The sequence below is a fragment of the Streptomyces sp. BBFR51 genome (assembly GCF_044591655.1).
GTDB lineage: Bacteria > Actinomycetota > Actinomycetes > Streptomycetales > Streptomycetaceae > Streptomyces.
The window spans coordinates 8459464-8484268 of record NZ_CP172448.1; the positions used below are offsets into that span (position 1 = coordinate 8459464).

Consider the following 24805-nt stretch of genomic DNA (forward strand, 5'->3'; position numbering starts at 1 on the left):
GCTCCCGGGTGCGGGGTGGTTGTTCGGGCGGCGACGGTGGGGGAGGAGACAGGAAACCTTACTAACTTCAACACGTGATTTAAGAAGTGAGACAAAGGTCTGTCAAGAGCCTGGTGCAGACCAATGCCCGGAGTGGGGCCGGCCCACCGTGGCCCGTCGGGGACCGCCGATCCGAGCAAGTCTGGGAGAATGGGTTGAATGGACGCGCGCGGCAGGAACCATGTGACGGTGACCGGTCGGACCGGGGGGCCGGTGGTGATGCTCGCGCACGGGTTCGGGTGTGACCAGAACCTGTGGCGTCTGGTGGTGCCCGCGCTGGAGCGCGACTTCACCGTGGTCCTGTTCGATCATGTCGGCGCCGGGAACTCACAGCTGTCGGCGTGGAGCAGGGAGCGCTATTCGTCTCTGGACGGCTATGCCGACGACGTGCTGGAGCTGATCCGGGAGCTGGCACTGGGACCCGTCACGTTCGTGGGGCATTCGGTGAGCGCGATGATGGGTGTGCTGGCCGCCGCGCGGGAGCCCGAGGCGTTCGCCGGGCTGGTGCTGCTCGCTCCGTCGCCGTGCTTCATCGACGATCCGGACGCCGGTTACCGCGGCGGGTTCAGCACCGAGGACATCGATGAGCTGCTGGGATCGCTGGACGCGAACTATCTGGGCTGGTCGGGCGCCATGGCCCCGGTGATCATGGGCAACCCGGACCGGCCCGAGCTGGGGGAGGAGCTGACCAACAGCTTCTGCCGCACCGACCCGGAGATCGCGCGGGTCTTCGCCCGAGTGACGTTCCTGTCCGACAACCGTGCGGATCTGGCGTCGGTCACGGTGCCCACGCTGGTCGCCCAGTGTTCCAGCGATGCGCTCGCCCCGCCGGAAGTCGGCGCGTTCGTGCATGCGCAGATCCCGGGAAGCCGTCTGATCACGCTGAACGCGACAGGACACTGCCCCCAGCTCGCCGCCCCCGAGGAGACCGCCGCGGCCATCGCCGCGTTCGCGGGAGCCGCCGGATGATGTGCCGGGCGGACAACGACGAAGAGGGCAACCGGAAGGACGAACGCGGACCCGTGGATGAGCAGGCGCAGTTCTCCGCGTTGCTGGAGGACAGCGCCGAGGATCTGTACGAGCACGCGCCCTGCGGGTACCTGTCCACCCTGCTGGACGGACGGATCGCGAAGGTCAACGGCACGCTGCTGGACTGGCTCGGCTACGAGCGCGGTGACCTGGTGGGCCGTAAGCACTTCTCCGACCTGCTGACCGTGGGCGGCCGGCTCTACCACGAGACTCACTTCGCCCCGCTCCTGAGGATGCAGGGCGAGATCAGTGGCATCGCCCTGGAGATGAAGGCCGCAGACGGTTCCCGGCTGCCGGTGATGGTCACCTCGACGGTGAAAACGGGCAGCGACGGGCAACCGCTGCTCGTTCGCACCACCGTCTTCGACGCACGCGAGCGCCGCGCGTACGAGACCGAGCTGCTGCGGGCCCGCAAGGAAGCCGACGAGGAGCGCGACCGCCTGAAGGTCCTGGCCGCCACCCTGCAGAGGACACTGCTGCCCCCTGCGCTGGCCGGCGTGCCGGGCCTGGACGTCGCCGCGCACTACCACATCGCGTCCGTCGACGAGGTAGGCGGCGACTTCTACGACCTCTTCCCCCTCGCCGACGGTAGCTGGGGACTGTTCCTGGGCGACGTGTGCGGCAAGGGCGCCGCCGCCGCGGCCATCACCTCCCTGGCCCGCTACACGCTGCGTGCCGCCGCCGTCTACGACCCCGACCCGGCCGCCATCCTCGGCAACCTCAACACGGTCCTGAACCACGAGTACAACGGCGATGACCCCCGCTTCTGCACCGTCGTCTTCGGCCTGCTCACCCCCGACACCGGCCGCGGAGGCTTCCGCATGACCCTGGCCAGCGGCGGCCATCCCCCGGCCCTGCTGATGCGCGCGGACGGCACCGCCGACTTTCTGCCCACCCCGGGCGGACAGCTCATCGGCGTGCTGCCCGACGCGCACATCGCCACCACCACCGTCCATCTCGCCCCCGGCGACACCCTGCTCCTGCACACGGACGGCCTGACCGAAGCGCACACCGCCGCGACCGGGGGCGGGGACCGCTACGGTGACGACGCCCTCCTCGACTTCGGGCGCGACCTCGCCCCCACCACCGCCGCGGACATCATCGACGCGGTACGCGACCTGCTCGACACCTTCGGCACCGGCGTGGACGACGACACCGCCGTCCTGGCCATCCACGTGCCCCGACCCTCCAGTGAAGAGCAGCAGTGACCAAGAACCTGTCCCTCCACATCCGCGCCACCACCGCGGGAGCGGTCCTCGAACTGACGGGAGACCTCGACCACCACACCGCGCCCGAGGTCCGCGCCGCGCTGCCCGGAATCGACCTGCGTCCGGATCAGCAACTCGTCATCGACCTCGGAGGTCTCACGTTCTGCGACTCGAGCGGTATCAGCGTACTGATCGCCGCCCGCAACCACACGCTGGCGGCCGACGCGGGTATCGCGCTGGCCGGAGTCCCCGGCCGTGTCAGCCGGATCTTCGGCATGGTCGGCCTGGACCAGGTCTTCCGGACCTATCCCACCGTCGACGCCGCCGAAGCCGCCTCCGGATGATCCCGGACGAAGCTCAGTCGAGGCAGAACTCGTTGCCCTCGACGTCCTGCATCACGATGCACGAATCACTGCCGTCATACAGCAGCCGCACGCGTACGGCGCCCAGCGGGAGCAGCCGTGCGCACTCGGCTTCGAGCGCGGCGAGACGCTCCTCACCCACGAGGCCGGTGCCGACCCTCACATCGAGGTGCACCCGGTTCTTGACGACCTTGCCCTCGGGAACACGCTGAAAGAACAGTCGCGGGCCCACCCCCGAGGGGTCCCCACAGGCGAACCAAGAACCCCGGTCCTCAGGAGCCCGCGAGTGGTCGAACTCGTCCCATGTGGCGAACTCTCCCGGTGGCGGCGAGACGACGTACCCCAACACCTCGCACCAAAAGCGGGCGACGCGCTCGGGTTCCGCGCAGTCAAAGGTGACCTGGAACTGCTTGATCGATGACACGGGCGCACCATAACAGGGGGACTCTCTCGCCCAACTCCGGTTCCAGGACGGGGCGCGTCAGCGCACCTTCGGCCCGCCGCCGGCGAAACAGCGGGCTTGCCCCTGACCCACGCGTCAGGGTTTAGCGTCGGCTCCCACTCACTCGCAGGAGGCCGCCCCATGACCACGGTTCTGCCCCGGACCAGCCGCGAGGTACGGCTCGCCGCCGTACCTCAAGGGCTCCCCGAACCGAGCGACTTCACCGTCGTCGAGACCACGCTGCCCGACCCGGCGCCCGGCCAAGTCCTGGTCCGCAACCGGCACTTCCAGGTGTTCGGAGGCCTGCGCACCCTGCTGGGCGGAGCGGCCGAAGGCACGCCCGTGCCCGGACTGCGCCCGGGGGAGGCGCTGTTCGGGCCGGCCGTCGGCGAGGTCGTCGCCGCGCCGCCCGACGGCCCGCCGCGCCCCGGCGACCTGGTCACCCACCTGCAGGGCTGGCGCGAGTACGCCCTCGTACCTGTGGCCCAGTGCGCTCTGGTCGACTCGGCCCTGCCCGATCCCGTCGCCCGGCTCTCCTCCGGCTCCGCCGCGTACGGGGCGCTGACGCGGCTCGCCGACGTAGGTGAGGGGGACGTCGTCCTGGTCACCGGAGCGGCGGGCGGCGTGGGCTCACTCGCCGGACAGATCGCCCGGCTGCTCGGCGCCGCCCGGGTCATCGGGAGCACGGGCTCGCCGGACAAGGCAGGTCGGCTGACGTCCGAGCTCGGCTACGACGCCGTACTGACCGGCGGCTCGTGGCGTGAGCGGCGGGACGGCTCCGACGACCGCTCCGACGACGGCGCCGCTTACCGCGCGTTCTCCGCGCAACTCGCCCGGGCCGCGCCGGACGGCATCGACGTCCTCCTGGACAATGTCGGCGGAATCCAGCTCACGGCGGCCGTGGACGCCGCACGGCACGGGGCCCGGTTCGCGCTGGTGGGTGCCCTCTCCGGGCAACTCGCCGCGCAGGGCACCGGCGCCACGGCGCCGACCCGGATCGACGCCTTCCGGGCCGTGGTCAAGGGCATGTCCGTGCGGGGATACACCGGCGTCGACCACCCCGACGTGGAGGCGGAGTGGACCGGCCGCTTCGGCGGCTGGCTGCGGACCGGCGAGATCCGGCTGCCGCTGACCCGGTTCGAGGGCATTGCACGGGCTCCGCAGGCGTTGTGGGAACTGACCCGGGGACAGACATTCGGCACGGTCGTCGTCGACCTTCCCGGAGACGACTGACGACCGCGGCCACGAGGAGGGGCGGGAGGCATCCACCATGCGGATCGGGGACGCCGCGGCAGCGGTCGGCGCGACACCGAGGGCACTGCGCTTCTACGAGCAGCGTGGGCTGCTCCCGCCACCGCACCGCACGAGGGCGGGCCAGCGCGACTACAGCCCCGAAGACCTCGCCGTGCTCCGCGTCATCCGGCACCTCCTCGGCCTCGGCCTCACCGTCGAGGACCTGGCCGGCATCGCGGAGCGCCTGCCGCTGCTCGCCGTCCACCCGCCGAGACGCTGCGACCCCACGGCGCCCGGGGAGCCTGCCCTCGTCGGCACGGCCGTGGTGCGGCGGCGCATCGCGGTACTCGACTCGGAGATCGAACGCCTCACCCGGCTGAGGGACACCCTGCAAGCCGGACTCGACCCGGCACCGCGCCCCGGCACGGGTGCGGTGTCCGGTTCTCGCCGGTCCGCGGTAAATGCCTGGACTGAGATCGTCCCCTGACGGGAAACTTCCGACTTCCGAACCACCGGGAGTGTGATGGGGACAACAGACACGCAAGGGCCGACGCCGGGCAGGAGCGCGGTCGTTCTGGCACTGCGCCACTACGGCCGGGAACTGCTGCGACTACGACGACTGGCCCTGCCCGCGCTGCTGCTGCCGGCCGTGGGCAACATCGGCATCCGTTACATCGCCCCGCTGCTCATCGCCAAACTCGCAGGCCAGGCCGCCGACGACGACGGTCTCACCCTCACCTCGGCAGTGCCGTACGTGCTGGGCTTCGGCGTGACGCTGCTGGTGTCCGAGGCGGTGTGGCGGGTCGGGCAGCACTGCCTGAACCGCGTGGACGCCCTCGGCATGGAACACCTGTACGTCAGCGGCATGGACGAACTCCTCGCCAAGGACGCGGCGTTCTTCCACGACAACTTCGCGGGCTCCCTGACCAAACGGGTGCTCAGCTTCGGCAAGCGCTTCGAGGACTTCGTCGACACGGTGACGTACCGGATCGTGGGCAGTCTCATCCCCCTGGTCTTCGGTGCCGTGGTGCTGTGGAGCTACGAACCGATGCTCGTCGCCGGCCTCCTTGTGATGATCGCGCTGACCGTGGTGGCCGCGACACCGCTGATCCGCCGCCGGCAGAGACTCGTCAACGACCGCGAGGCGGCGATCGCCCGCGTCTCCGGCCACGTCGCCGACAGCCTCATGAACATGGAGACCATCCGCGCGTTCGCGGCCGAGCGGCGGGAGGCCGACGAACACCGCAGCCGTGTCGCGGACTCGCGGCGGCTGACGCTGAGGTCGTGGGACTACGGCAATCTGCGCGTCGACGTCCTGATCGCGCCCATGTCCGTGCTGACCAACGTGCTGGGCCTGTTGGTCGCCGTCGCCTTCGGTGGCTCGGGCCAAGGCGTGGAGGAGGTCGTCGTCGCCTTCACCTACTACTCCAACGCCACGCAGATCATGTTCGAGTTCAATCAGATCTACCGGCGTCTGGAAAGCTCGATGACCGAGGCCGCCCAGTTCACGGAGCTGTTGCTGGATCCGCCCACCGTGCTGGACCCGCCGTCGCCCGAACCGTCGGCGCCGCGGGACACCGGCATCCGCTTCGAGGCGGTGACCTTCGCCCACGAGGGTGCGAAACCGATCTTCAAGGGACTCGACCTGGACGTTCCCGCAGGCGCGCGGATCGGTCTGGTCGGCAGGTCCGGCGGCGGCAAGACCACCCTCACCCGGCTCCTGCTGCGGATGTCGGACATCGACGACGGACACATCCTGATCGGTGGTCAGGACATCAGCCGGCTGCGCCAGAGCGACCTGCGCTCACTGATCGCCTACGTCCCGCAGGAGCCCGCCATGTTCCACCGCAGCCTGCGGGACAACATCGCCTTCGCCCGGCCCGGCGCCACCGACGACGAGATCCACGCCGCGGCCGAGGCCGCGCACGTCACGGAGTTCGCCGATCAACTCCCCGACGGCTTCGCCACGTTGGTGGGGGAGAGGGGAGTCAAACTCTCGGGCGGCCAGCGCCAGCGCGTCGCCCTCGCCAGGGCCATCCTGCGCGACGCCCCGGTCCTGCTGCTCGACGAGGCGACCAGCGCGCTGGACTCGGAGAGCGAGCTCCTCGTCCAGGACGCCCTGTGGCGGTTGATGGACGGACGTACGGCCCTCGTGGTCGCCCACCGTCTGAGTACCGTCGCCGGCATGGACCGTCTCGTCGTCCTCGACCGCGGAAGCGTCGTCGAACAGGGCACCCACAAGGAGCTGCTCGCTTCGAAGGGCGCCTACGCCAAGCTGTGGCAGCACCAGTCGGGCGGTTTCCTCGGCGAGAGCACCGAGTCGGCCCCCGGAGGCCCGGTCCCAAGAGCGGTCCCCAGCGGGCTGCCCGGACCGGCCGTTCCGGCGCCGGACGGGGACCATGAGACGTCGTCGCACGCGCGTACGGGCACCGGCGCCACGTGACCGCACTGTCGTGCCCGGTGCGTCTCGGAGTCACACCGGGTCCGGCCCGACCGCAGAACATCGAGGCTGTTGTGGCCGACCACGGTGGCCAGCGGGCCGCCGAGGTCGTCGACGCTGTCCGTGTCGCCGGCTCGGCGCCACGCCCACGGGAAGATCGTGGTCACCCTCTGGCTCCTGCCGTGGGCAGTTCCACGGTGACGCGGAGCCCGCCGGCAGGGCACGGGGCGCGGGACGCGGAGTGAGGAACCAAAGTCACGCCGCAGACGGCGTTGTCCCGGGTCGGTCGGATGTATAGCCTGTGCAATGTCATGTGACATTGCACAGAGGGGAGTCCCGTGGCGCTGAAGGTCGTCGTCGTGGGCGCGGGCGTCGTCGGAGCCGCCTGCGCCTTCCACGCCGCCTCGGCAGGCATGGACGTCACGGTCACCGACCGAGGCCCCGTCGGCGCCGGGACGACCAGTCGTGGCGAGGGCAACGTTCTCCTCTCCGACAAGGAACCAGGCCCCGAACTCGACCTGGCGCGGCTGAGCCGCACGCTGTGGGACGAGGCCGGCCAGGAGATCGGGGCGGACTCGGTCGAGCTCGAGTCGAAGGGCGGCCTGGTTGTCGCGAGCAGCGCCGAAGCCCTCGCGGCGCTCGGAGAGTTCGCCGCGCGGCAGGAAGCGGCCGGTGTCCGGGTCGAGCCGATCGACCAGGTGCGGGACCTCGAACCCCACCTGGCGTCCGAGGTCCCCGGTGGCGTCCACTACCCGCAGGACGCCCAGGTGCAGCCGGTCCTGGCGGCCGTCGCGCTGCTGCGCGCCGCCGTGCGGCACGGCGCACGCTTTCACACGGGCGAGGTCGTCGGCGTGGAGACCGGCCGGGACGGCAGGATCACCGGCGTCCGGACGGCTGCCGGTGAGGTCCTGCCCGCCGATGCCGTCGTCAACGCCGCCGGAACCTGGGGCGGTGAGGTCGGGCGCCGGCTCGGCGCGCCCATCGAGGTGCTCCCACGTCGTGGCTTCGTCCTGGTGACCGAACCGCTGCCGCCGATGGTCCGGCACAAGGTCTACTCGGCGGACTACGTCGCCAATGTCGCCTCCTCCGACGCCGGGCTGGAGACCTCGTGCGTCGTGGAGGGCACACGGGGCGGCACGATCCTCATCGGTGCCAGCCGGGAACGCGTCGGCTTCGACATGACGATGAACACCGCCGTGGTCGCCAGGCTCGCGGCACAGGCGTGCCTGCTGTTCCCCTTTCTGCGTCAGGTCCACCTGATCCGTGCCTATCGCGGTTTCCGGCCGTACTGCCCGGACCATCTGCCCGTCGTCGGCCCCGACCCACGGGTGCCGGGGGTCGTCCACGCCTGCGGCCACGAGGGGGCCGGTATCGGCCTCGCCCCCGCGACCGGCGCGCTCGTGACGGCGCATTTGCTCGGCCGTCCCTGGCGCGGCGCCGATCCGGCCGCGCACACCGGGCTGCTCCCCGACCGCTTCCTCACCCCCGGAGGTGTGCCGCGGTGAGCGAGATCATCGTCGACGGCGAACCCCTGCCGTACGTCGAGGGGCAGACCGTCGCCGCGGCCCTCGTGGCCGCCGGCCGGGTCGCCTGGCGCACCACCCGCGTCGGACACCGTCCACGCGGCGTCTTCTGCGGGATCGGAGTCTGCTTCGACTGCCTCGTGACGATCGACGGAGCCGCGGGCCTGCGCGCCTGCCTGGTACCGGCACACGCGGGTATGACCGTCACGACCGAGGAGAGCGACGATGAGTGAATCGGCAGACCTCGTCGTCGTCGGCGCCGGACCCGCCGGCATGTCCGCCGCGGCCACCGCCCTCGCCGGAGGGCTGCGCGTCGCCCTGGTCGATTCCGGCACGGCCGTCGGCGGTCAGTTCTGGCGGCACCCGCCGGAGCACGCGCGGCAGTCGATCCCGACCGAGGACCTGCACCACGCACTGCCCGAGTACCGCGCCCTGTGCCACGCGCTGTCGGCGGCCCGGGCGGCGGGACGGCTCGACCTGCGCCTGGCACACCACGTGTGGTCCGCCGTCCGCGAGGACGACGGATTCGCGGTCCACGTGGTCGACCGTCGACAGGCGCCGCGGGAGATCGCCCTGGCCCTGCGCGCGCCGAAGCTCCTCGTGGCGACCGGGGCCTACGACCGGCAACTGCCCTTCCCCGGATGGGACCTGCCGGGTGTCCTCACCATCGGCGGCCTCCAGGCCCTGCTCAAGGGCGGTGGCGTCGCGGCCGGGAACCGCGTGGCGCTTGGAGGCACCGGCCCCTTCCTGCTGCCGGTGGCCGCCGGCCTCGCCGCGCGCGGCGTCGAGGTGGTCACGGTCTGCGAGGCCGCCCACCCGGCGGCATGGCTGCGCCACCCCGGCCCGCTCCTGCGCAACCCCCGCAAATGGGCCGAGGGAGCCGGGTACGCCGCCGCCCTCGCACGCCATCGCATCCGGGTCCGCCCGCGCACGGCGATCGTCGGCGCCCAAGGACACGACCGGGTGACGTCGGTGCGGATCGCCTCTCTGACGTCGGACGGCAGACCACGACCGGGCACGGAACGACACGTCGCGGTCGACGCCGTCGGTGTCGGATGGGGATTCGCACCACAGCTCGACCTGCTCGTCCCCCTGGGCTGCGCGCTCACGGACTCCGCTGACGGCAACGCGGTCGTCGCGGTCGACAGGGGGCAGCGCACCACCGTTGCGGGGCTCTACGCCGCGGGGGAGACGTGCGGTGTGGGCGGGGCGGCACTCGCGGTGGGCGAGGGCCGCCTGGCCGCGGAGTCCGTCCTCGCCGACTCCGGAGCCGCCCCCGTGCTGCGCAGGAGACAACTGGCCGCGGTGCGCTCCGCGGTGACCGGGCAACGCGCCTTCGCCCGGGCCCTGGCCCTCGCGCACCCCATCCCCGCGGCATGGTCCTCATGGCTGACCGACGAGACCGTCGTGTGCCGCTGCGAGGAGGTGACCGCGGGCGCGGTCCGGACCGCCCGCGCCGAGGACGGTGCGCCCGACCACCGGCAGATCAAGCAACTGACCCGCGCCGGCATGGGCTGGTGCCAGGGACGCATGTGCGGTCCGGCCGTGCAGTGCCTCGCCGCACAACAGCGGTCCTACGAGCCCGCGGAACGGCTCGTCGCGACCCCCGTCACCCTCGGCGCTCTCGCCGGCCTCGACGAACTGGATGACATCGACGACCTGGACGACCTGGACGACCTCAAGGAATGACCGTCGCACTCGACGGACACCAGGAAAGCCGACAAGGAGTGCTCATGAGCGAGACCCGCAAGGCCTGGCACGGCGTCGTCGTCGCGACCAGCCTGCCGTTCCACGACGACCTCACGATCGACTTCGGCGCCTACGGCGAAAGCGTCGCCCGGCTCGCCGCGGAGGGGATGCACGGCGTCGCACCGAACGGCTCGCTGGGGGAATACCAGACCCTGACGTACGAGGAGCGCGACCGTGTCGTCGAGACGGCCGTGGCGAACGCCCCTGACGGGTTCACCGTCATGCCCGGTGTCGGCGCCTACGGTGGCGTCGAGGCCAAGCGGCACGCCCAGTTCGCCAGGGACGCGGGCTGCCAGGCCGTCATGTGCCTGCCTCCCAACGCCTACCGCGCCGACGATCGCGCGGTCCTCGAGCACTTCGAGCTGGTGGCCTCGGCCGGCCTGCCCGTCACCGCGTACAACAACCCCATCGACACCAAGGTGGACCTGCGCCCGGACCTGCTGGCCAAGCTGCACGCCGAAGGGTTCGTCGTCGGTGTCAAGGAGTTCTCCGGCGATGTCCGGCGCTGCTACGAGATCTCCGAGCTGGCACCCGGCCTCGACCTCATGATCGGCACCGACGACACCGTGCTGGAAGTCGGCCTCGCCGGCGCCAAGGGCTGGGTCGCCGGATACCCGCAGGTCTTCCCCCGGGCCTGTCTCGCACTGTACGAGGCGTCCGTCGCGGGTGACCTGGAGACGGCGCTGCCGCTCTACCGCCGGCTCCACCCGGTCCTGCGGTGGGACAGCAAGACGGAGTTCGTCCAGGCCATCAAGCTCGGCCAGGAGATGACCGGCCGCCGCGGTGGCGCGTGCCGACCGCCGCGACAGCCACTCGGCCCGGAGACGGAGGCCGTCGTACGTGCCGCCACCCGGGCCGTCATCGACGCCGGGACGAACTGACGATGCGCTCCACCGTCTGCTATCACGCCGTCGACTCGCACACCGAGGGAATGCCCACCCGCGTGATCACGGGAGGTGTCGGCGTCCTCCCCGGCGCGACGATGTTCGAGAGACGACAACGCTTCGTGGCGGAACGCGACCACCTGCGCACCCTGCTCATGTGCGAGCCGCGCGGGCACGCGTCGATGTCCGGGGCCATCCTGCAGCCCTCGACCAGGCCGGACGCCGACTACGGCGTGCTCTTCATCGAAGTCTCCGGCTGCCTGCCGATGTGCGGGCACGGAACCATCGGCGTCGCCACGGTCCTCGTCGAGACCGGAATGGTCGACGTGGCCGAGCCGGAGACCCTGGTGCGGCTCGACACACCGGCCGGACTGGTCACGGCCCGGGTACGGGTGCGCGAGGGCCGCGCGGAATCGGTCACCCTGGAGAACGTCGCGTCGTACTGCCACGCACTCGACCAGGTCGTCGACGTGCCGGGATACGGGACGGTGCGCTACGACATCGCCTACGGGGGCAACTTCTACGCCTTCGTCCGGACCGAGGACCTCGGGATCCCCTTCGACCGGGCGCACAAACAACGGCTGCTCGACGCCGGACTGGCCGTCATGGACGCCGTCAACCGGCAGAACCCGGTGTCCCACCCGGAGAACCCGGAGATAGACGTGTGCCACCACGTCTATCTCGAGGCCCCCGGATCGACCGCGGAACACTCACGACACGCCATGGCGATCCATCCGGGATGGTTCGACAGGTCCCCCTGCGGCACGGGCACCAGCGCACGGATGGCGCAGCTGCACGCCCGCGGGCAGCTGCCGGTCGGCCGCGACTTCGTCAACGAGTCGTTCATCGGCTCCCGGTTCGTCGGCCGCGTCCTGGGGGAGACCACCGTCGGCGATCTGCCCGCCGTCCTGCCGTCCGTCACCGGCCGCGCCTGGATCACCGGCACCGCGCAGTACCTTCTCGACCCGTCCGATCCCTACCCGGCGGGATTCACCCTCTGAGCCATCGGTGTCTCGTGCGCCCCGGGGCGGGTGAGCTCTTCGTCGTCCGTCCGGCCGTCCGCCCACAGGGTGCGCACGTGCGCGAGATGGCGACGCATGCACTCCTCCGCCTCCTGAATCCGGCCGCTCACCATCAGATCCAGCAGTGCGACATGCTCCTGGGCGGAAGCGACCAGCCGCCCCGTCCCGTTCAGCGCGCCCAGTCCGAACAGGCGCGAACGCTTGCGCAGGTCCGCCACCACCTCCACGAGATGGTGGTTGCCGGCCAGCGCCAGCAGCTCAAGATGGAACCGGTGATCGGCTTCCAGGTACTGGAGCACGTCGTGCTCCCGGGCCGCTGTGACGATCCGCTGCGCCAGGGGACGCAGGGCTTCCAGCTGCTCGACGGTCGCCGTCGCCGCGACGCGCCCCACGGTGGGGACCTCGATCAGGGTTCGGATCTCGGTGAACTCGTCGAGATCCTGCTCGGTCATCTCCGTGACACGGAACCCCTTGTTGCGTACCGCTTCGACCAGGCCCTCCCTGGCCAGATCCAGCATGGCCTCGCGCACCGGAGTGGCCGACACACCGAGTTCCGCCGCCAAGGTGGGCGCGGAGTAGACGACACCCGGACGAAGCTCGCCCGCGATCAGGGCAGCCCGAAGCGCATTGGCAACCTGATCGCGCAGATGTGTCTGGACGGAGATCGCCTGGGCTTTGAGATGAGGCATCCCTGCTCCTCCGTACGACCAGCCAATGACCTGCCACTATACAATGTCACGTTGTTCCAAACGCTCGGACGGCCGCCGGATTCACCGTCGTTGAGCGGGCGCGCAGGGCGGCTCCGGAACCCGGCATGGCCGCTCTTCGGGGCACGACGACGCGGGTCCTGGCTTCCGCATGGGCCCGCGACCACGATCGCCGGGGTGTTCGAGACCGACCCACCGCCGATGATCGGCCTCGCGCAGCTGTACCGGCGGGAGGTGCCCGACCCACGTCTTCGCCTGCCCCGGCCGGGGTCGCCGTCGGCTCAACCGCGCAGCCGCGTGTTGAGCCGAGCGGCCTGGCGCGTGAGGTGGTCGCGTTCGGGGATGTTGGGCGCCGACCGGGCGGCCCGGGCGTAGAGGCGTGCCGCGGTCGCTGGATCTCCGTCGCGCTCGTGCAGGTATGCCGCCACGGCGGTGTGCCGGGGCAGACGGGGGTCGAGCTCCGCCAGGGCGGCCAGGCCGGCCCGCGGACCGTCGGCTTCGCCCACCGCGACGGCCCGGTTGAGGCGGGCCACGGGGCTGTCGGTGAGACCCACCAGTTCGTCGTACCACTCGACGATCTGCACCCAGTCGGTCTCCTCGGCGGTCCGGGCGTCGGCATGGAGCGCCGCGATGGCCGCCTGGGCCTGGAACTCACCCAGGCGGTCGCGTGCGAGAGCGGTCTGTAGTATCCCGACGCCCTCGGTGATCAGCCCGGTGTTCCACCGGCTGCGATCCTGCTCGGCCAGCGGTACGAGCCTGCTGTCGGGGCCGGTGGTCCGTGCCGGACGCCGCGCGTGGTGAAGCAGCATGAGCGCCAGCAGGCCCGCGACCTCCTCATGTCTGGTCCTGGCGGCCAGTTGGCGCGTGAGCCGGATCGCCTCGGAGGCGAGGTCGACGTCGCCGGAGTACCCCTCGTTGAAGACGAGGTAGAGCACGCGCAGCACCGTGCCGACGTCGCCGGGCTGGTCGAACCGGACGCCGGAGACGGTCCGCTTGGCCCTGCTGATCCGCTGGGCCATCGTCGCCTCCGGCACGAGGTACGCCCGCGCGATCTGCCGCGTGGTCAGACCGCCGACCGCTCGCAGCGTGAGCGCGACCGCCGAGGCCGGTGTCAGGGACGGGTGCGCGCACAGGAAGTACAGCTGAAGCGTGTCGTCGACCCCTTCGCCCGGGCCGGGGACGGGCTCGGCCTCGACCAGTTCCTCTCGCCGCCGCCGGGAGGCGTCGGCGCGGGCGGCGTCGAGGAACTTGCGCCAGGCCACCGTGATCAGCCAGCCCTTGGGGTCCCTCGGCGAGTCGTCCGGCCACGCGCGCACGGCCTCGATCAGGGCGTCCTGCACGGCGTCCTCGGCCGCCGCGAAGTCGGCTCCGCGGCGGACGAGAACACCGATCACCGCCGGCACCAGCTGCCGGAGCATGGCCTCGTTCACTCGGTGGCCGTCGCCTGCTCGGCGTAGAACGGGCGCACCTCGAGCCACTCATGGATCGGCTTGCCACCCGCACCCGGAGCCGCGGACAACTCGCCGGCCAGCTCGAGCGCACGCTCGTAGGTCTCGACGTCGATCACCATCCAGCCGGCGATCAGGTCCTTGGTCTCCGCGAACGGGCCGTCGGTGACCGGTGGCCGCCCCTCGCCGTCGTAGCGGACGAAGGTGCCCTCGGGAGAGAGCGCCTGACCGTCCACGAACTCTCCGGTGTCCTCCAGCCGGGCGGCGAAGTCACGCATGTACTGCATGTGAGCCGAAACCTCCTCCGGCTCCCACTGGTCCATCGGCACGTCGTTGACCGGCGCCGGCGCGCCCCGGTAGTGCTTGAGCAGCAGGTACTTGGCCATCATGTTCTCCTTGGTGAGGTACGGCCCATTGTGGCCGTGTCCGCTCCTGGGACGGAGCAACGCGCGTGTTCTCGACATCGTCCGCTAAGAATTTTCCGGCGCAGTCGCATGCTGCTGCCGGCCACCGGGCGGCGCCTCGGCCGGATCACGGCAGTAGGTTGTTGCGATGACCGCTTCTCTGCCGCCCGGCGGCGCCGTCCTTGACGCGGACGCACTGGAGTCCCGGTGGGCGGATGCCTGGCGGCCGGAGCAGGTCGCAGAGCGACTGGACGGGGTCAGCGCGCCTTGGTGCGTCGTGGCGGGGTGGGCGCTGGACCTGTTCCGCGGAAGGCGCTCGCGGCCCCACGGCGATCTGGAGATCGCGGTGCCCGCCGCGGGATTCGCGGAGATTCGCGACCGCTTCCCGGAGTACGTGTTCGACGCGGTGGGTTCGGGACGGGTCTGGGCGGGCGCGCGAGCCGAGACGCTCGGGGCCACCTACCAGACCTGGCTGCGGGATCCTACGAACGGTCAGTTCCTGTTCGACGTCTTCCGCGAGCCGCACGAGGGCGGGACGTGGATCTGCCGGCGGGACGAGAGCCTGCGACTGCCCTACGAAGCGATCATCGAGCGGACGGTGGACGGCATTCCCTATCTGGTTCCGGAGGTGGTGCTGTTGTTCAAAGCGAAGGCGGCACGGCCCAAGGATCACGCGGACTTCGACGGTGCCCTGCCGCTGATGAACCAGGCACGGCGCGACGTTCTCCGCGGGTGGTTGGAGCGCATGCACCCCGGACATCCCTGGCTGGCGCGACTGGCGCGGCCGTGACCTGTGATCAGCCTCCTCAAGGTGCGGGGTTGCTCACGGTCGCTCCCGGGACCGGCGCCTGGCGAGCGGCAGCGGGACCGGTTCCAGGCCGGGGACGACGGTGTTGGTGAGGTGCCGATGCCCTCGACGGTGAGGGTGACGGTGTCGCCGGGCTTGAGCGGCGGCGCGGACTGCTCCCCGTGTCGCCCCCGGAGTTCGGCGAGGCAGCCGCCGTTGCCGCAGGTGCCGGAACCGAGGACGTCGCCGGGGACGAGACGGGTGCCGCGGGAGGCGTAGGCGGTCATCTCCTCGAAGGTCCAGCTCATGTTGGACAGCAGGTCCCGGCCCACCCTCTCGCCGTTGATCTCGACGGTTGAAGACGGTGTAGCCGACGATGTGCTCGCGGGCCTGGTCGGGGGTGAGGTCTCGGCCCTCGCGGCCGATCACGGCGCCCACCTCCAGTTCGAAGTCCAGCACGGCCGAGCCGGGCGGCACCGGTACGTCCTCGAACCGACGCGGGCCGGAGCGGGGCCGGCAGCCGGACCTGGGAGACATGCGGCCCCGGGGGTACGGTGAGGGCCGCCGAGCCGGCGGCGAGGAGTCCGGGAAGGCCGCCGGTCTCCCGGGTCAGTGCGGTGAGGGAGGTGACGCCGGGCAGCGGGAAGAGGGTGCCGTCCTCCTCCACCACGCCACCCGACGGCGCTGTTGGTGTTCGTAGGCGGCGAAACGCATGGTGCGGCTCCAGCGGAGATCAGGTGAGGGTCGCGGTTGAGGTCGGTACCGGGACCCGTCAGCACGCGTCAGGGCAGGGGCCGTGTTGCCGCCCGCGCCCCCGGAGTCGACGGGACCGTTCAGACCGGTGGGGCGATGAAGACGCCGCGATCGGGGTCGTTGAAGGACTCCTTGGCGACCAGTTCGTTCATGGGGTTGGCGGTGCCCCACTGGTCGGTGACCTCGGGCCGCGCACCGCGGGACAGCCGGCGCCGTGTTCGCCGAGCAGTACGGGCTCACGTACCCCAAGCCGGCAAGAACGGCGGTCAGGACATGTGCAGCAGCACCCTGCCCCGGTTGCTGCGGGATTCGATCAGCCCGACGGCCTCGGCGATCTGATCGAGCGGCAGAGCCTGATGCGCCGGGCGCAGGCGGCCGGCGCCGTGCAGGTCCCAGAGCTCGGCCCTGCGCTGCTCGATCAGTTCGGGCTGCCGGTGGCTGATCAGCCCGACGGAGAACCCGATGACGGACTTGAGGCCGCCGAGAAGACTGGCGGCGTCCACGGTGCCGCCGCCCGCGCTGAACGCCACGAGCCTGCCGTGGGGCGAGAGGACGTCCACGCCCCGCTGCACCAGATCGCCGCCGACTCCGTCGAGGACCAGGTCCACCGGGTCGCCCCAGGCGCCCTGTGCATAGAGCGCCACCTCGTCGGCGCCGCACCCACGCACGAAATCGGCCTTGTCCGCCGACCTGACCGCCGCGACCACACGGCCCGCACCCAGCGTCTTCGCCAACTGCACGGCCAGGTGCCCGGTACCGCTGGCAGCCGCGGTGACGAGGACCGACTCACCCGGTGCGAAACGTCCGGCACGTAGTGCGCTCAGCGCGACCAGTCCGCCGCGTACCAGTGCCAGTGCCTCGGCCGCGGTCACTCGCGCCGGTACAGCGGTGACCATCGCGGGCAGGGCGAGCACCGACTGAGCGTAGACGTCCTCGAACACCACCCCGCCCACCCGGTCTCCGACCCGGAAGCCCTCAACCCCCGCGCCCAGGGCAGCGACCCGCCCCACCATCTCGCCCCCGGGTCCGGCCGTCGCCACCGTGCCTTCGCGCAGCATCCTGACCAGGCCCAGGCTCACACCCACGACCTCGGTGTTCACCAGCAGCTGTCCGGGGCCCGGGGCCGGCGCCGCCACCTCGTCGATCCTGAACGGCTCGGCGGTGTCGAGCGGTTGGAACCTGACCTTGCGCATGTGTGTATCCCTCCCTCTCAGCAACCCGTTGGGTGACCCAACGATAAAGGTGTTCCGTTGGGAGGTCCAACGAATTCGGCTAGGCTGGACCCATGGACGCAACCCCCGCGCCGCTCAGCCGCTTGCAGACCCTGCCGAGTTGGCTGCTGGGCCGCGCCGCGACCCTCGGACACCGCCTGGTCGGCGAGCGGCTGGCCGAGGAGGGCATGCGGATGCCGCACCACGCCGTCATGTGCGGCATCGCCGAACTCGGCCCCATCGCCCAGGCCGAGTTGTCGCGGACCGTCCGGATCGACCCCAAGGACATGGTCACGGTGCTCAACGAGTTGCAGGCCAAGAAGCTGATCAGCCGCACCAGAGATCCCCGCGACGCCCGCAAGAACGCCCTCGCGCTCACCCCGGACGGCCGGGCACTGCTGCACCGGCTGGAGGCACTGGGCGACCGGGCCAACGACGATCTGCTCGCCCCGCTGACCCCGGCCGAACGAAAACAACTCACCGCCCTACTGGCCCGACTGATCACCACGGAAAGGATTCGTCACCGCTCGTGACGACCGGCTCGTCCAGCCGGCAGTCGGTCAGCGGGCCGGTCCGGCGCCAGACGCCGACCAACGACGCGAGGATGATGTCCCGCGCCGACCGGACCGACTGCGCGATGGCGGCCGGATCCCGGCCGATGCGTTCGGCGCCGGCGCGCATGACGCCGGACAACAGCTCCACCGCTGGGTCCTGAGACCGCTCGGCGATCGCTGTCACCCGTACCAGCATGGGCCGGCTCGCCCGCTCACCCGCTCGGCCAGCGCGCGGCCCAGCGTGTGCTTGTCGCGCGCGCAGTTGTAGAGCGTGTTGCGAGCGAGCCCTCCGCCGGGAGCCAGTGCTCGGCACGCACACGTGCGTGGATCTTCGCGGTGTCGCCGTAGAGGTCGATGACGTGTCCGCTGACGACATGGTGGGTCGCCATGAAGGGCGCGGAGCCGCCGCGGAGGATCTCGACGAGGGGGCGGCTCCCACGGGCGGGCGAGGTGGCTACCGGTCCTGGGAGAGCTCCAGGAGCTCGGCGAAGGTTCCACCGGCGTGGACGAGGTCGTCGTAGTGACCCTGCTCGGTGATCCGGCCGTGTTCCATCACGACGATGTGGTCGGCGATCCGCGTGTTCTCAAGACGGTGGGTCACCACGATCGTGATGCGGTCGGCGGCGATCGCTTTGATCTGTTCGAAGATCTGGTGTTCGCCACGCGGGTCCATCTGCGAGGTCGGCTCGTCCAGGATCAGCAGGTCAGGGCGGCGGTAGAGGGCCCGGGAGCACGCGATGCGCTGCCATTGGCCCCCGGAGAGTTCCAAGCCGCCGAAGACGTCACGGGAGAGCAGGGTGTCCAGGCCTTCCGGGAGGTCGTCGACGGCTTCCCGCAGACCGACCGCGTCGATGGCCTCCCACACCGGGGTGTCGTCGTGGGTACGGGGCTGACCGAGGGTGACGTTCTCGCGGACCGGCATCGGCCACTGGGCGAAGATCTGCGGCACCAGACCGGTGTGCGCCCAGACGGAGGCGGGGTCCACCGCGGCGAGGTCGGTGCCGTTCCAGGTGACGCGTCCCTTGTCCGGAAGATAGATGCCGGTGAGCAGGCGGGTCAGAGTGGACTTGCCCGAGCCGTTCGCGCCGACGACGGCGAGGATCTGGCCTCGCCGAAGGGTGAGGGAGACGCCGTCGACGGCGGGCTTGTCCTTGCCCGGGTACTGGTAGACGACTTCCTCGAGCCGGATCTGCTCGGTCGGCGCGCTGTGCCTGCCGGGTCCGCGCTCGGGGGTGCGGGCCGCGGCATCGTCGAGGAAGACCTGCATGTCGCTCAAATAGAGGCTGGTGTGGAAGACCGCGGCGCCGTTGACGACGACCTGGGAGAGCGCGGCGAGTGTGGTCTGCACGGCGATGACGGCCGTGGCCGCGACCGCGAGGTCGATCCGGCCCGAGATCGCCAGCCAGGCCAGTGCCGACCAGGTCGCGACGAGGAAGACACCGCCGGCCAGGGCGGAGAGCACCGCGATCCGCAGGGTCCGCGGCGCGGCGGCCAGGGTGCGCCGGTCGCACCGGTCGGACAGGGCCCGGTACCAGTAGACGAGGTAGTCGGTCATCGAGTTGGCGCGAACCTCGTCGCCGTACTTCGACGTCGTCGCCCACCAGCGCATCATGCCGCGGACGTTGCGGTCGGCGATGTTGGCGTAGTGGACCTCGTAGTCGACCCGGGCGGTCAGTACCGCACCCGCGCCGGCCGGCAGCACGGCCAGCAGGAGCAGCGGCAGCAGCAGCGGGTTCAGCACCGACAGCACACCGCCTGCGGTGACCATCCGGATCAACGCCGACAGAAACCGCTGGGCGTCGGCGACCATCACCTGGGTGCGGATCACTCCCATCTCGGCCGCCTCGTGCCGGTCCGAGAATCCCTCCTCCGCATATGCGGACGCTTCGACCCGGCACACCGCCTCGACCAGAGCGCTGTCCGTCTCCGTCGTCAGCCGAGGCGTGATCCGCCGCTCCGCGTACGCGGCCACCGCCGCCGCACCGCGGCCCAGCGCGGCAGCGACCGCGACCACCAGCAGCGCCGGGAGAGCCCCATGCAGCCTGTCGCCGGCGGAGGCGCCGCCGAGGAGGGGCGTCATCGCACGGGCAGTGGCGGTCAGCAGTACGGCGGCTGAGACACCTGTGACCACCTGGCAGCCGAGCAGCAACTGCACGGCCCGCCGGTCGGTCCGCCACGACAGTCGAACGATCCTGCCCAACACGGCCGGGATGTGCCCGCACATCCGTCCAAAGGAGACCTCGGCGAGCGGGTTGACGGAGTACTGACCGCTATAGGTGATTTCCGCCGGGGGCGGCGGAGGGGGAGGCGCGGCAGCCGGCTGTCCATTCGTAGCGTTCGAGGTCAACGTCGGTCCCCTTTGACAATCGTCCAGCGTGGTCGTGGAGCTCAACGACCAGGCAGACATATCGAACACATGTGTTTCGGTCGCTCCCGAAATCCCGGGACGGAGCGCGTGGCGGCGTGTGGTGGATGCATGGACCCAGACACGGCAACGGGTATGCAGAGCAGGGCGGTTGGCCGAATCGCCGACGTTGGCGTGCGCAGCGCCGAGACGGTAGGTGGGCTCGGCGAGGGGGAGGGGGAGGTGGAGGGGCAGACGGGCCGGGGGGAGGTGCAGCGCGGCGTGGAGCGAGCGGGGCCGGGGCGGTGGCCCGGTAGGCTGCGTCGGTCGAGAAGTCGATCGGAGTTCACCCGTGAGTCATCCACGTCTGGGGATCGCGATCCTTACCATGGGCAACCGGCCCGCCGCATTGCGGTCGCTGCTGGACTCGGTGGCGCATCAGACGCTGCCGGCCGCGCGGATCGTGGTGGTGGGCAACGGCAGCCCACTGCCCGAACTGCCCGCAGGTGTGGACGGGGTGGAACTGGACGAGAACCTGGGCGTGTCCGGCGGCAGGAACGTGGCCATCGCGCACCTGCGGGCACACGGTGACGTGGACGTCGTCGTCGACCTGGACGACGACGGACTGCTCACGGACACGGACGTGTTCGAGAAGCTGGCCTCGATGTACGAGGGCGATCAGCGGCTGGGGATCGTGTCGTTCCGGATCGCCGACGAGCGCGGCCGTACCCAGCGCCGGCATGTGCCGCGACTGCGGGCGAAGGACCCGATGCGCGGCGGTGAGGTGACGACTTTCCTGGGCGGCGGGCATGCGCTGTCGATGCGGATGCTCGACCGGATCGGCGACTGGCCGGACGCGTTCTTCTTCGCGCACGAGGAGACCGATCTGGCATGGCGGGCGCTGGATGACGGATGGCGGGTGGTGTACGAGCCGTCCCTGCTGCTCCAGCACCCCTGGACGTCACCGGCCAGGCACGCGGTCTACTACCGGATGACGGCCCGCAACCGGGTGTGGCTGGCCAAACGGCACCTGCCCGCCCTGCTGGTCCCCGCCTACCTCGGGGTGTGGACGCTGCTGACCGTGGCGCGGACGCGCTCGCGGGGCGGGCTGCGGGCCTGGGCGGCGGGCTTCGCCGAAGGGGTGCGCGCGTCGGGCGGCCCGCGTCGCCCGATGCGGTGGGCAACCGTGGCACGGATGACACGGTTGGGCCGCCCACCGGTCATCTAAAAGGGTGCTGAGCAGCCACAACGGCGCGGACGCCGCTGCCTGACCGGCAGCAACAGCTCGATCCGCCCCCACAGGTCATCCGGCACGAGCCAGCCAGCACGGGGACATCTCTACGACCAGGCTTTCCATCAGGTGCTCTCTCCCGCAGCTGACGGCCTGGAAATTGTGGTGCGGTCGGCTGAGCTGGGGTGATAGGGAAGCGATGCGACAGAGAGTCTCGAGTATTCCGCCCTGCTGCAACTGATCGACGAGCGGTCGGCCGCGTTCCGGAGTGCGGTTGCCGCCGCGCCCAGCCTTGACGCGCCGGTGCCGTCCTGCCCCGAGTGGACGTTGTTCGATCTGGTGCGGCACCTGGGTACGGGCCAGCGCTGGTGGGCCGCGATCGTCGCCGCAGGCCCGGCCGAGGCTCCGCCGTCCAAGGAGGCTGCGGAGGTGCCGCGCGAGTTCGAGGCGCTGCTGGCCTGGTACGCCGAGTCGACCGAGCTGCTGCTGAGCACGCTGCGCGAGGCCGACCCGGAGCGCGAGTGCTGGACGTGGTGGAGGGCCGGCCTGTCGCCGGCGAATGCCTGGGGCGTTGCCCGGCGCCGGGTGCACGAGGTGCTGGTGCACACCTACGACGCCCAGCTCGCCGCAGGCGCCGTGCAGCCGATGCCGGCGGACGTCGCGCTCGACGGCGTGGCCGAGTTCCTCGACACCTGCAACTCCACCCCGGCCGCCTGGCCGCACGAGGCCGCCGCCATCCACTACCACGCCACCGAGGGCCGCTCCTGGCTCCTCTCGCTTGACGACACCGGCGCCTGGCCCGCACCTCTCACGGACGACGCCGCGCCCGCCTCCGCTTCGGCCACGGGCACGGCCGAGCAGCTGCTCCTCTTCGTCTGGGGCCGCCTCACGCTGAACGACTTGAAGATCGAGGGCGACCGGCAGGTGTTCCAGCAGCTGATCGCCTGGGAGCCCGAGGAGTAGCCAGTCAACGCCGCCGGTGGACGGCCAGTACGGCCTCGTACAGCTCGGTCGTCGCGTTCCCGTAGTGCCGGATACGCACTCAGTCCTCCGCGTCGAAAAACCTCTGCGCGAGGTCGCGATGCGTGTCTGCTGCCAGCTTTGCCTGGGCGGGGCTGATCGCTGATCCCGGGACGCGGCTCAAGCGGACGACCTGGTCCGCGAAGCGCTGGTGCTCGCGCCGCGCGTGCTCACGACAGGCGAGGCAGGTGACACGATCCGGACGCGAAGAGGTCATCGCATACGGCACCCGCAGCCCGCATCCAGTGGTGACGAGGCTTGGCAGGTCTCCGGCCAGGCCGAACGTGGCTGCCACCGTGTTGCGGACAGCGGCATCACCGGCCACCGCCTTCGACTGAACATGGATGTGCGGATCGTTCTCGCTCATGGGCCCTCCCCGCTCCCGCGACTGGACTCACCGAGGGTGCTGTCGCCCGGCAGCGTCCTGCGGTACGAGTCTGCCAAGTAGTTCCACCCCGCAAGGTGCGGCTGGCCGGTGTGCCGACTCGGCCAAGCCGGCTAACGCGCCTGCGCGTTCCGCTGCTGGTCGCTTGGCTGCTCCAAGGCGTCCTCGTAGGCGTGCAGGGCGGCGATGACCGTGGTGCGTTCCGCGGGGGCGAGACCGCGCATGACGCGAGTCCAAGCGGAGGCGCTGCCGGCCAGCCATTCGCCGATCGGTCCGGCGTAGGCGGGAGTGATGGCGACGATGCGGCGGCGGCGGTCGGCGGGATCGACGGCGCGCTCCAGGATGCCAGGCCGTGACAGCTCGCCGACCATGAGGCTGACGGTCGTCGGGGCCACCTCAAGCCGGGCAGCCAGATCGTTGACGCTGGTGGGGCCGTCGTACTCCAGGTGCGCCAGCAGCGCGAGGTGTCGTGGCGCCAGGTCCATGCCCTGGAGCGCCGGAGGAATGGGCAGGCGCTTGGCGCGCCCGACGAGCCGTGGCATGAGCAGCAGCAGGGTGCGGACGGCCTCTTCGACGGCCGGGCCGTCCGATTCCGTGGACATCAGCGATCTCTTCCAAGTATCTTTGCAAACAAAGGCTTTAGATCCAAAGGGAACGAGGTCCACTATGCCGCACCTGACCGTCCACCTTCCAGAGAGCAGGCTGACCGGTAAGGAACCCCTGCTCGTCGCCGCGCTGACCGACGCGATCGTCGACGTCTACGGCGACTGGGCCCGTGACCTCGTGAGCGTCCGCCTGGCCGGAGTGCCCGCAGGACGTTTCGCGCAGGGCGGCAAGGTCGTGGAGACAAACGCCTCGGTAGTCCTGGGCGTTCGCGCCGGCGTCTTCGACCGCCCCGACGCCGCTCAGGTCACCGCGCGCCTCGGCGCCGCGCTCACCGACGCGATGGCTCGCGTCATCGGCGACGACCTCCGCTCAGGCGCCATGGTCGAACTCGTGGCGTCACCACCGGAACGAACCTTCGTCGGTGGCGCCCTCGCGGTGTGATCCTCGTCTGCGTCATTTCACGAACTGCCCTTTCGGAAACCGTTGATCGACGCCACAGCCGTTTGAAGTAGCGCGGTGGCTCGCCACACGCGACGAGAAGACCGCCACCAGGCTGGTGCCTCGGTCGGACAACCCGGCGTTGCACTACAGGCTTTGAGGCTGAGGGTAGAGCTGCTCGATCCGATCGCGTTTGGTGTACATGTCCCAGTACTGCTCGGCGAGGTCGTCGGGGTCGACGACCGGGAACTCCACGGTCGGCTCCGCAGGGGTTCCGGCCTCGGCGATGAGTGCACTCAGCTCGCTGCGGGCGATCCCTGCCGCGACGGAAAGGGTTCCGGCGTAGATGCCCGTGTCGGCCAGCTCGCCGTGGAGTGAGTAGAGGTAGTTGCGGGCGGCGGCGCCAAGGGGTGCCAGGCCGCTGAGCCCGGGCATGGGGTGGACGGCGGAGGCCCCGGTGGTCAGGAGGAAGGCTCCGTCGCCCCGCTCCGTCCACTCCGGCAGCACCGCGCGAACCACCTCCACGGGCGTCAGCAAGAACATCGGGAGCCCCTTCTCCAGGAAGGCGGCATCCATCCGGGCGGCCGGGATGAGGTTCTGTTCGGTGCTGAACGGCCCGTACTCGATCACGTCGATGCGGCCGAAGCGGTCCCGGATGCGCTCGATCAGCGCCGGAACTTCGGCGGGCCGGGACAGGTCGGCGGGGAACGCGGCTGCTTCGATACCGTCCGCCGTCAACTGCTCGACCAGGGCGTTCAGGCGCTGCCGGCGGCGTGCCACCAGGGCGACACGGAAGCCCTCGCGGCCGAAGCGGCCGGCGACGGAGGCGCCGAGACCGGTTCCGGCCCCGAATACGGCGATCACTTTGGGCATGAGGATGCTCCTTGTTCCAGACATCTTGACCGGCGGGTCAACTTGTGATTCGACGGTAGCATGCAGATTGACCATAGGGTCAAGTTCTATCGACGGGCAGGGCGCGGCGAGCG

At 70.8% G+C, this 24805-nt stretch carries 26 protein-coding genes and 3 pseudogenes; 16 read left to right on the forward strand and 13 right to left on the reverse strand.

Annotated features, from left to right (window positions below; all coding sequences use genetic code 11):
* Positions 1-198 precede the first annotated feature (198 nt).
* Genes ACGH7X_RS38475 through ACGH7X_RS38485 form a run of 3 tightly spaced genes read left to right on the forward strand, consistent with a single transcriptional unit; the run spans position 199 to position 2620 of the window.
* The gene (locus ACGH7X_RS38475) at positions 199-1008 is read left to right on the forward strand and encodes an alpha/beta fold hydrolase (RefSeq protein ID WP_399895019.1); all 810 of its coding nucleotides are present in this window, start codon (positions 199-201) and stop codon (positions 1006-1008) included.
* A complete protein-coding gene (locus tag ACGH7X_RS38480) occupies positions 1008-2276 on the forward strand; it encodes a PP2C family protein-serine/threonine phosphatase (protein WP_399897660.1) in 1269 nt (422 codons plus the stop codon). Before ACGH7X_RS38475 ends, ACGH7X_RS38480 begins: the two co-directional genes overlap by 1 nt.
* Positions 2273-2620: an STAS domain-containing protein gene (locus ACGH7X_RS38485; RefSeq protein ID WP_399895023.1), complete on the forward strand. Its 348-nt coding sequence runs from the start codon at positions 2273-2275 to the stop codon at positions 2618-2620. The genes ACGH7X_RS38480 and ACGH7X_RS38485 overlap by 4 nt, the downstream gene beginning before the upstream one ends.
* 13 nt (positions 2621-2633) lie before the next feature.
* Here ACGH7X_RS38485 and ACGH7X_RS38490 read toward each other — a convergent pair whose 3' ends face one another.
* A complete protein-coding gene (locus ACGH7X_RS38490) occupies positions 2634-3062 on the reverse strand; it encodes a VOC family protein (protein ID WP_399895025.1) in 429 nt (142 codons plus the stop codon).
* 159 nt (positions 3063-3221) lie between these two features.
* Between ACGH7X_RS38490 and ACGH7X_RS38495 the strand changes: the two genes are divergently transcribed.
* From ACGH7X_RS38495 to ACGH7X_RS38530, 8 genes are all read left to right on the forward strand, one after another.
* A complete protein-coding gene (locus ACGH7X_RS38495) occupies positions 3222-4313 on the forward strand; it encodes an MDR family NADP-dependent oxidoreductase (RefSeq protein ID WP_399895027.1) in 1092 nt (363 codons plus the stop codon).
* 37 nt (positions 4314-4350) lie between these two features.
* Positions 4351-4800: a MerR family transcriptional regulator gene (locus ACGH7X_RS38500; RefSeq protein WP_399895030.1), complete on the forward strand. Its 450-nt coding sequence runs from the start codon at positions 4351-4353 to the stop codon at positions 4798-4800.
* A 36-nt stretch (positions 4801-4836) separates the two neighbouring features.
* Positions 4837-6756 (forward strand): ABC transporter ATP-binding protein, encoded by a 1920-nt coding sequence (locus ACGH7X_RS38505; protein ID WP_399895033.1) that lies wholly within the window; start codon positions 4837-4839, stop codon positions 6754-6756.
* Between the two features lie 341 nt (positions 6757-7097).
* Positions 7098-8258, forward strand: coding sequence for an NAD(P)/FAD-dependent oxidoreductase (locus tag ACGH7X_RS38510; RefSeq protein WP_399897663.1), 1161 nt, complete (start codon positions 7098-7100; stop codon positions 8256-8258).
* Positions 8255-8509 carry a (2Fe-2S)-binding protein gene (locus ACGH7X_RS38515; RefSeq protein WP_399895036.1) on the forward strand — a complete coding sequence of 85 codons (255 nt, stop codon included), beginning with the start codon at positions 8255-8257 and terminating at the stop codon, positions 8507-8509. Before ACGH7X_RS38510 ends, ACGH7X_RS38515 begins: the two co-directional genes overlap by 4 nt.
* Positions 8502-9965: an FAD-dependent oxidoreductase gene (locus ACGH7X_RS38520; protein WP_399895039.1), complete on the forward strand. Its 1464-nt coding sequence runs from the start codon at positions 8502-8504 to the stop codon at positions 9963-9965. Before ACGH7X_RS38515 ends, ACGH7X_RS38520 begins: the two co-directional genes overlap by 8 nt.
* A gap of 44 nt (positions 9966-10009) precedes the next feature.
* A complete protein-coding gene (locus ACGH7X_RS38525; RefSeq protein ID WP_399895042.1) occupies positions 10010-10906 on the forward strand; it encodes a dihydrodipicolinate synthase family protein in 897 nt (298 codons plus the stop codon).
* Between the two features lie 2 nt (positions 10907-10908).
* On the forward strand, positions 10909-11910 hold the full coding sequence (locus ACGH7X_RS38530; RefSeq protein WP_399895045.1) for a proline racemase family protein: 1002 nt from the start codon (positions 10909-10911) through the stop codon (positions 11908-11910).
* Here the strand turns inward: ACGH7X_RS38530 and ACGH7X_RS38535 are convergent.
* From ACGH7X_RS38535 to ACGH7X_RS38545, 3 genes are all read right to left on the reverse strand, one after another.
* On the reverse strand, positions 11886-12620 hold the full coding sequence (locus ACGH7X_RS38535) for a GntR family transcriptional regulator (protein ID WP_399895048.1): 735 nt from the start codon (positions 12618-12620) through the stop codon (positions 11886-11888). The two genes, ACGH7X_RS38530 and ACGH7X_RS38535, sit on opposite strands and share 25 nt — an antisense overlap.
* Before the next feature lie 299 nt (positions 12621-12919).
* On the reverse strand, positions 12920-14068 hold the full coding sequence (locus ACGH7X_RS38540; RefSeq protein WP_399895051.1) for an RNA polymerase sigma factor: 1149 nt from the start codon (positions 14066-14068) through the stop codon (positions 12920-12922).
* Positions 14065-14472: a YciI family protein gene (locus ACGH7X_RS38545; RefSeq protein WP_399895054.1), complete on the reverse strand. Its 408-nt coding sequence runs from the start codon at positions 14470-14472 to the stop codon at positions 14065-14067. Before ACGH7X_RS38545 ends, ACGH7X_RS38540 begins: the two co-directional genes overlap by 4 nt.
* A 166-nt stretch (positions 14473-14638) precedes the next feature.
* Between ACGH7X_RS38545 and ACGH7X_RS38550 the strand changes: the two genes are divergently transcribed.
* Positions 14639-15280, forward strand: coding sequence for a nucleotidyltransferase domain-containing protein (locus ACGH7X_RS38550; protein ID WP_399895057.1), 642 nt, complete (start codon positions 14639-14641; stop codon positions 15278-15280).
* Positions 15281-15313: 33 nt separating this feature from the next.
* Here ACGH7X_RS38550 and ACGH7X_RS38555 read toward each other — a convergent pair.
* The 3 genes and pseudogenes from ACGH7X_RS38555 to ACGH7X_RS38565 form a co-directional block, all read right to left on the reverse strand.
* Positions 15314-15991: pseudogene (locus ACGH7X_RS38555) on the reverse strand (fumarylacetoacetate hydrolase family protein).
* Between the two features lie 119 nt (positions 15992-16110).
* Positions 16111-16224 (reverse strand): annotated as a pseudogene (locus ACGH7X_RS38560) (oxidoreductase); the annotation flags it as partial.
* 72 nt (positions 16225-16296) lie between these two features.
* Positions 16297-17223 carry a zinc-binding alcohol dehydrogenase family protein gene (locus tag ACGH7X_RS38565; protein WP_399895060.1) on the reverse strand — a complete coding sequence of 309 codons (927 nt, stop codon included), beginning with the start codon at positions 17221-17223 and terminating at the stop codon, positions 16297-16299.
* Positions 17224-17315: 92 nt separating this feature from the next.
* On the opposite strand from ACGH7X_RS38565, the gene ACGH7X_RS38570 reads away from it, so the two are divergent.
* On the forward strand, positions 17316-17774 hold the full coding sequence (locus ACGH7X_RS38570; RefSeq protein ID WP_399895063.1) for a MarR family winged helix-turn-helix transcriptional regulator: 459 nt from the start codon (positions 17316-17318) through the stop codon (positions 17772-17774).
* Here ACGH7X_RS38570 and ACGH7X_RS38575 read toward each other — a convergent pair.
* The 3 genes and pseudogenes from ACGH7X_RS38575 to ACGH7X_RS38585 all read right to left on the reverse strand — a co-directional run bounded on the left by ACGH7X_RS38575 (position 17743) and on the right by ACGH7X_RS38585 (position 20019).
* Entirely contained in the window at positions 17743-17979 is a 237-nt protein-coding gene (locus ACGH7X_RS38575; protein ID WP_399895066.1) for a hypothetical protein, read from the reverse strand. The two genes, ACGH7X_RS38570 and ACGH7X_RS38575, sit on opposite strands and share 32 nt — an antisense overlap.
* A gap of 28 nt (positions 17980-18007) precedes the next feature.
* Positions 18008-18226, reverse strand: a pseudogene (locus tag ACGH7X_RS38580) (nuclear transport factor 2 family protein); the annotation flags it as partial.
* Positions 18227-18249: 23 nt separating this feature from the next.
* Entirely contained in the window at positions 18250-20019 is a 1770-nt protein-coding gene (locus tag ACGH7X_RS38585; protein WP_399895068.1) for an ATP-binding cassette domain-containing protein, read from the reverse strand.
* Between the two features lie 472 nt (positions 20020-20491).
* On the opposite strand from ACGH7X_RS38585, the gene ACGH7X_RS38590 reads away from it, so the two are divergent.
* A complete protein-coding gene (locus tag ACGH7X_RS38590; protein ID WP_399895071.1) occupies positions 20492-21367 on the forward strand; it encodes a glycosyltransferase family 2 protein in 876 nt (291 codons plus the stop codon).
* Between the two features lie 231 nt (positions 21368-21598).
* Positions 21599-22333 carry a maleylpyruvate isomerase family mycothiol-dependent enzyme gene (locus ACGH7X_RS38595; RefSeq protein WP_399897666.1) on the forward strand — a complete coding sequence of 245 codons (735 nt, stop codon included), beginning with the start codon at positions 21599-21601 and terminating at the stop codon, positions 22331-22333.
* A 79-nt stretch (positions 22334-22412) separates the two neighbouring features.
* Here the strand turns inward: ACGH7X_RS38595 and ACGH7X_RS38600 are convergent, their stop codons facing one another.
* Positions 22413-22757: a hypothetical protein gene (locus tag ACGH7X_RS38600; protein ID WP_399895074.1), complete on the reverse strand. Its 345-nt coding sequence runs from the start codon at positions 22755-22757 to the stop codon at positions 22413-22415.
* Positions 22758-22888: 131 nt separating this feature from the next.
* Positions 22889-23377 carry a MarR family winged helix-turn-helix transcriptional regulator gene (locus ACGH7X_RS38605; RefSeq protein ID WP_399895077.1) on the reverse strand — a complete coding sequence of 163 codons (489 nt, stop codon included), beginning with the start codon at positions 23375-23377 and terminating at the stop codon, positions 22889-22891.
* 64 nt (positions 23378-23441) lie between these two features.
* Here ACGH7X_RS38605 and ACGH7X_RS38610 point away from each other — a divergent pair, with 64 nt between their 5' ends.
* Positions 23442-23822 carry a 4-oxalocrotonate tautomerase family protein gene (locus ACGH7X_RS38610; protein ID WP_399895080.1) on the forward strand — a complete coding sequence of 127 codons (381 nt, stop codon included), beginning with the start codon at positions 23442-23444 and terminating at the stop codon, positions 23820-23822.
* A 144-nt stretch (positions 23823-23966) separates the two neighbouring features.
* Here the strand turns inward: ACGH7X_RS38610 and ACGH7X_RS38615 are convergent, their stop codons facing one another.
* A complete protein-coding gene (locus tag ACGH7X_RS38615; protein WP_399895083.1) occupies positions 23967-24692 on the reverse strand; it encodes an SDR family NAD(P)-dependent oxidoreductase in 726 nt (241 codons plus the stop codon).
* Positions 24693-24805 lie beyond the last annotated feature (113 nt).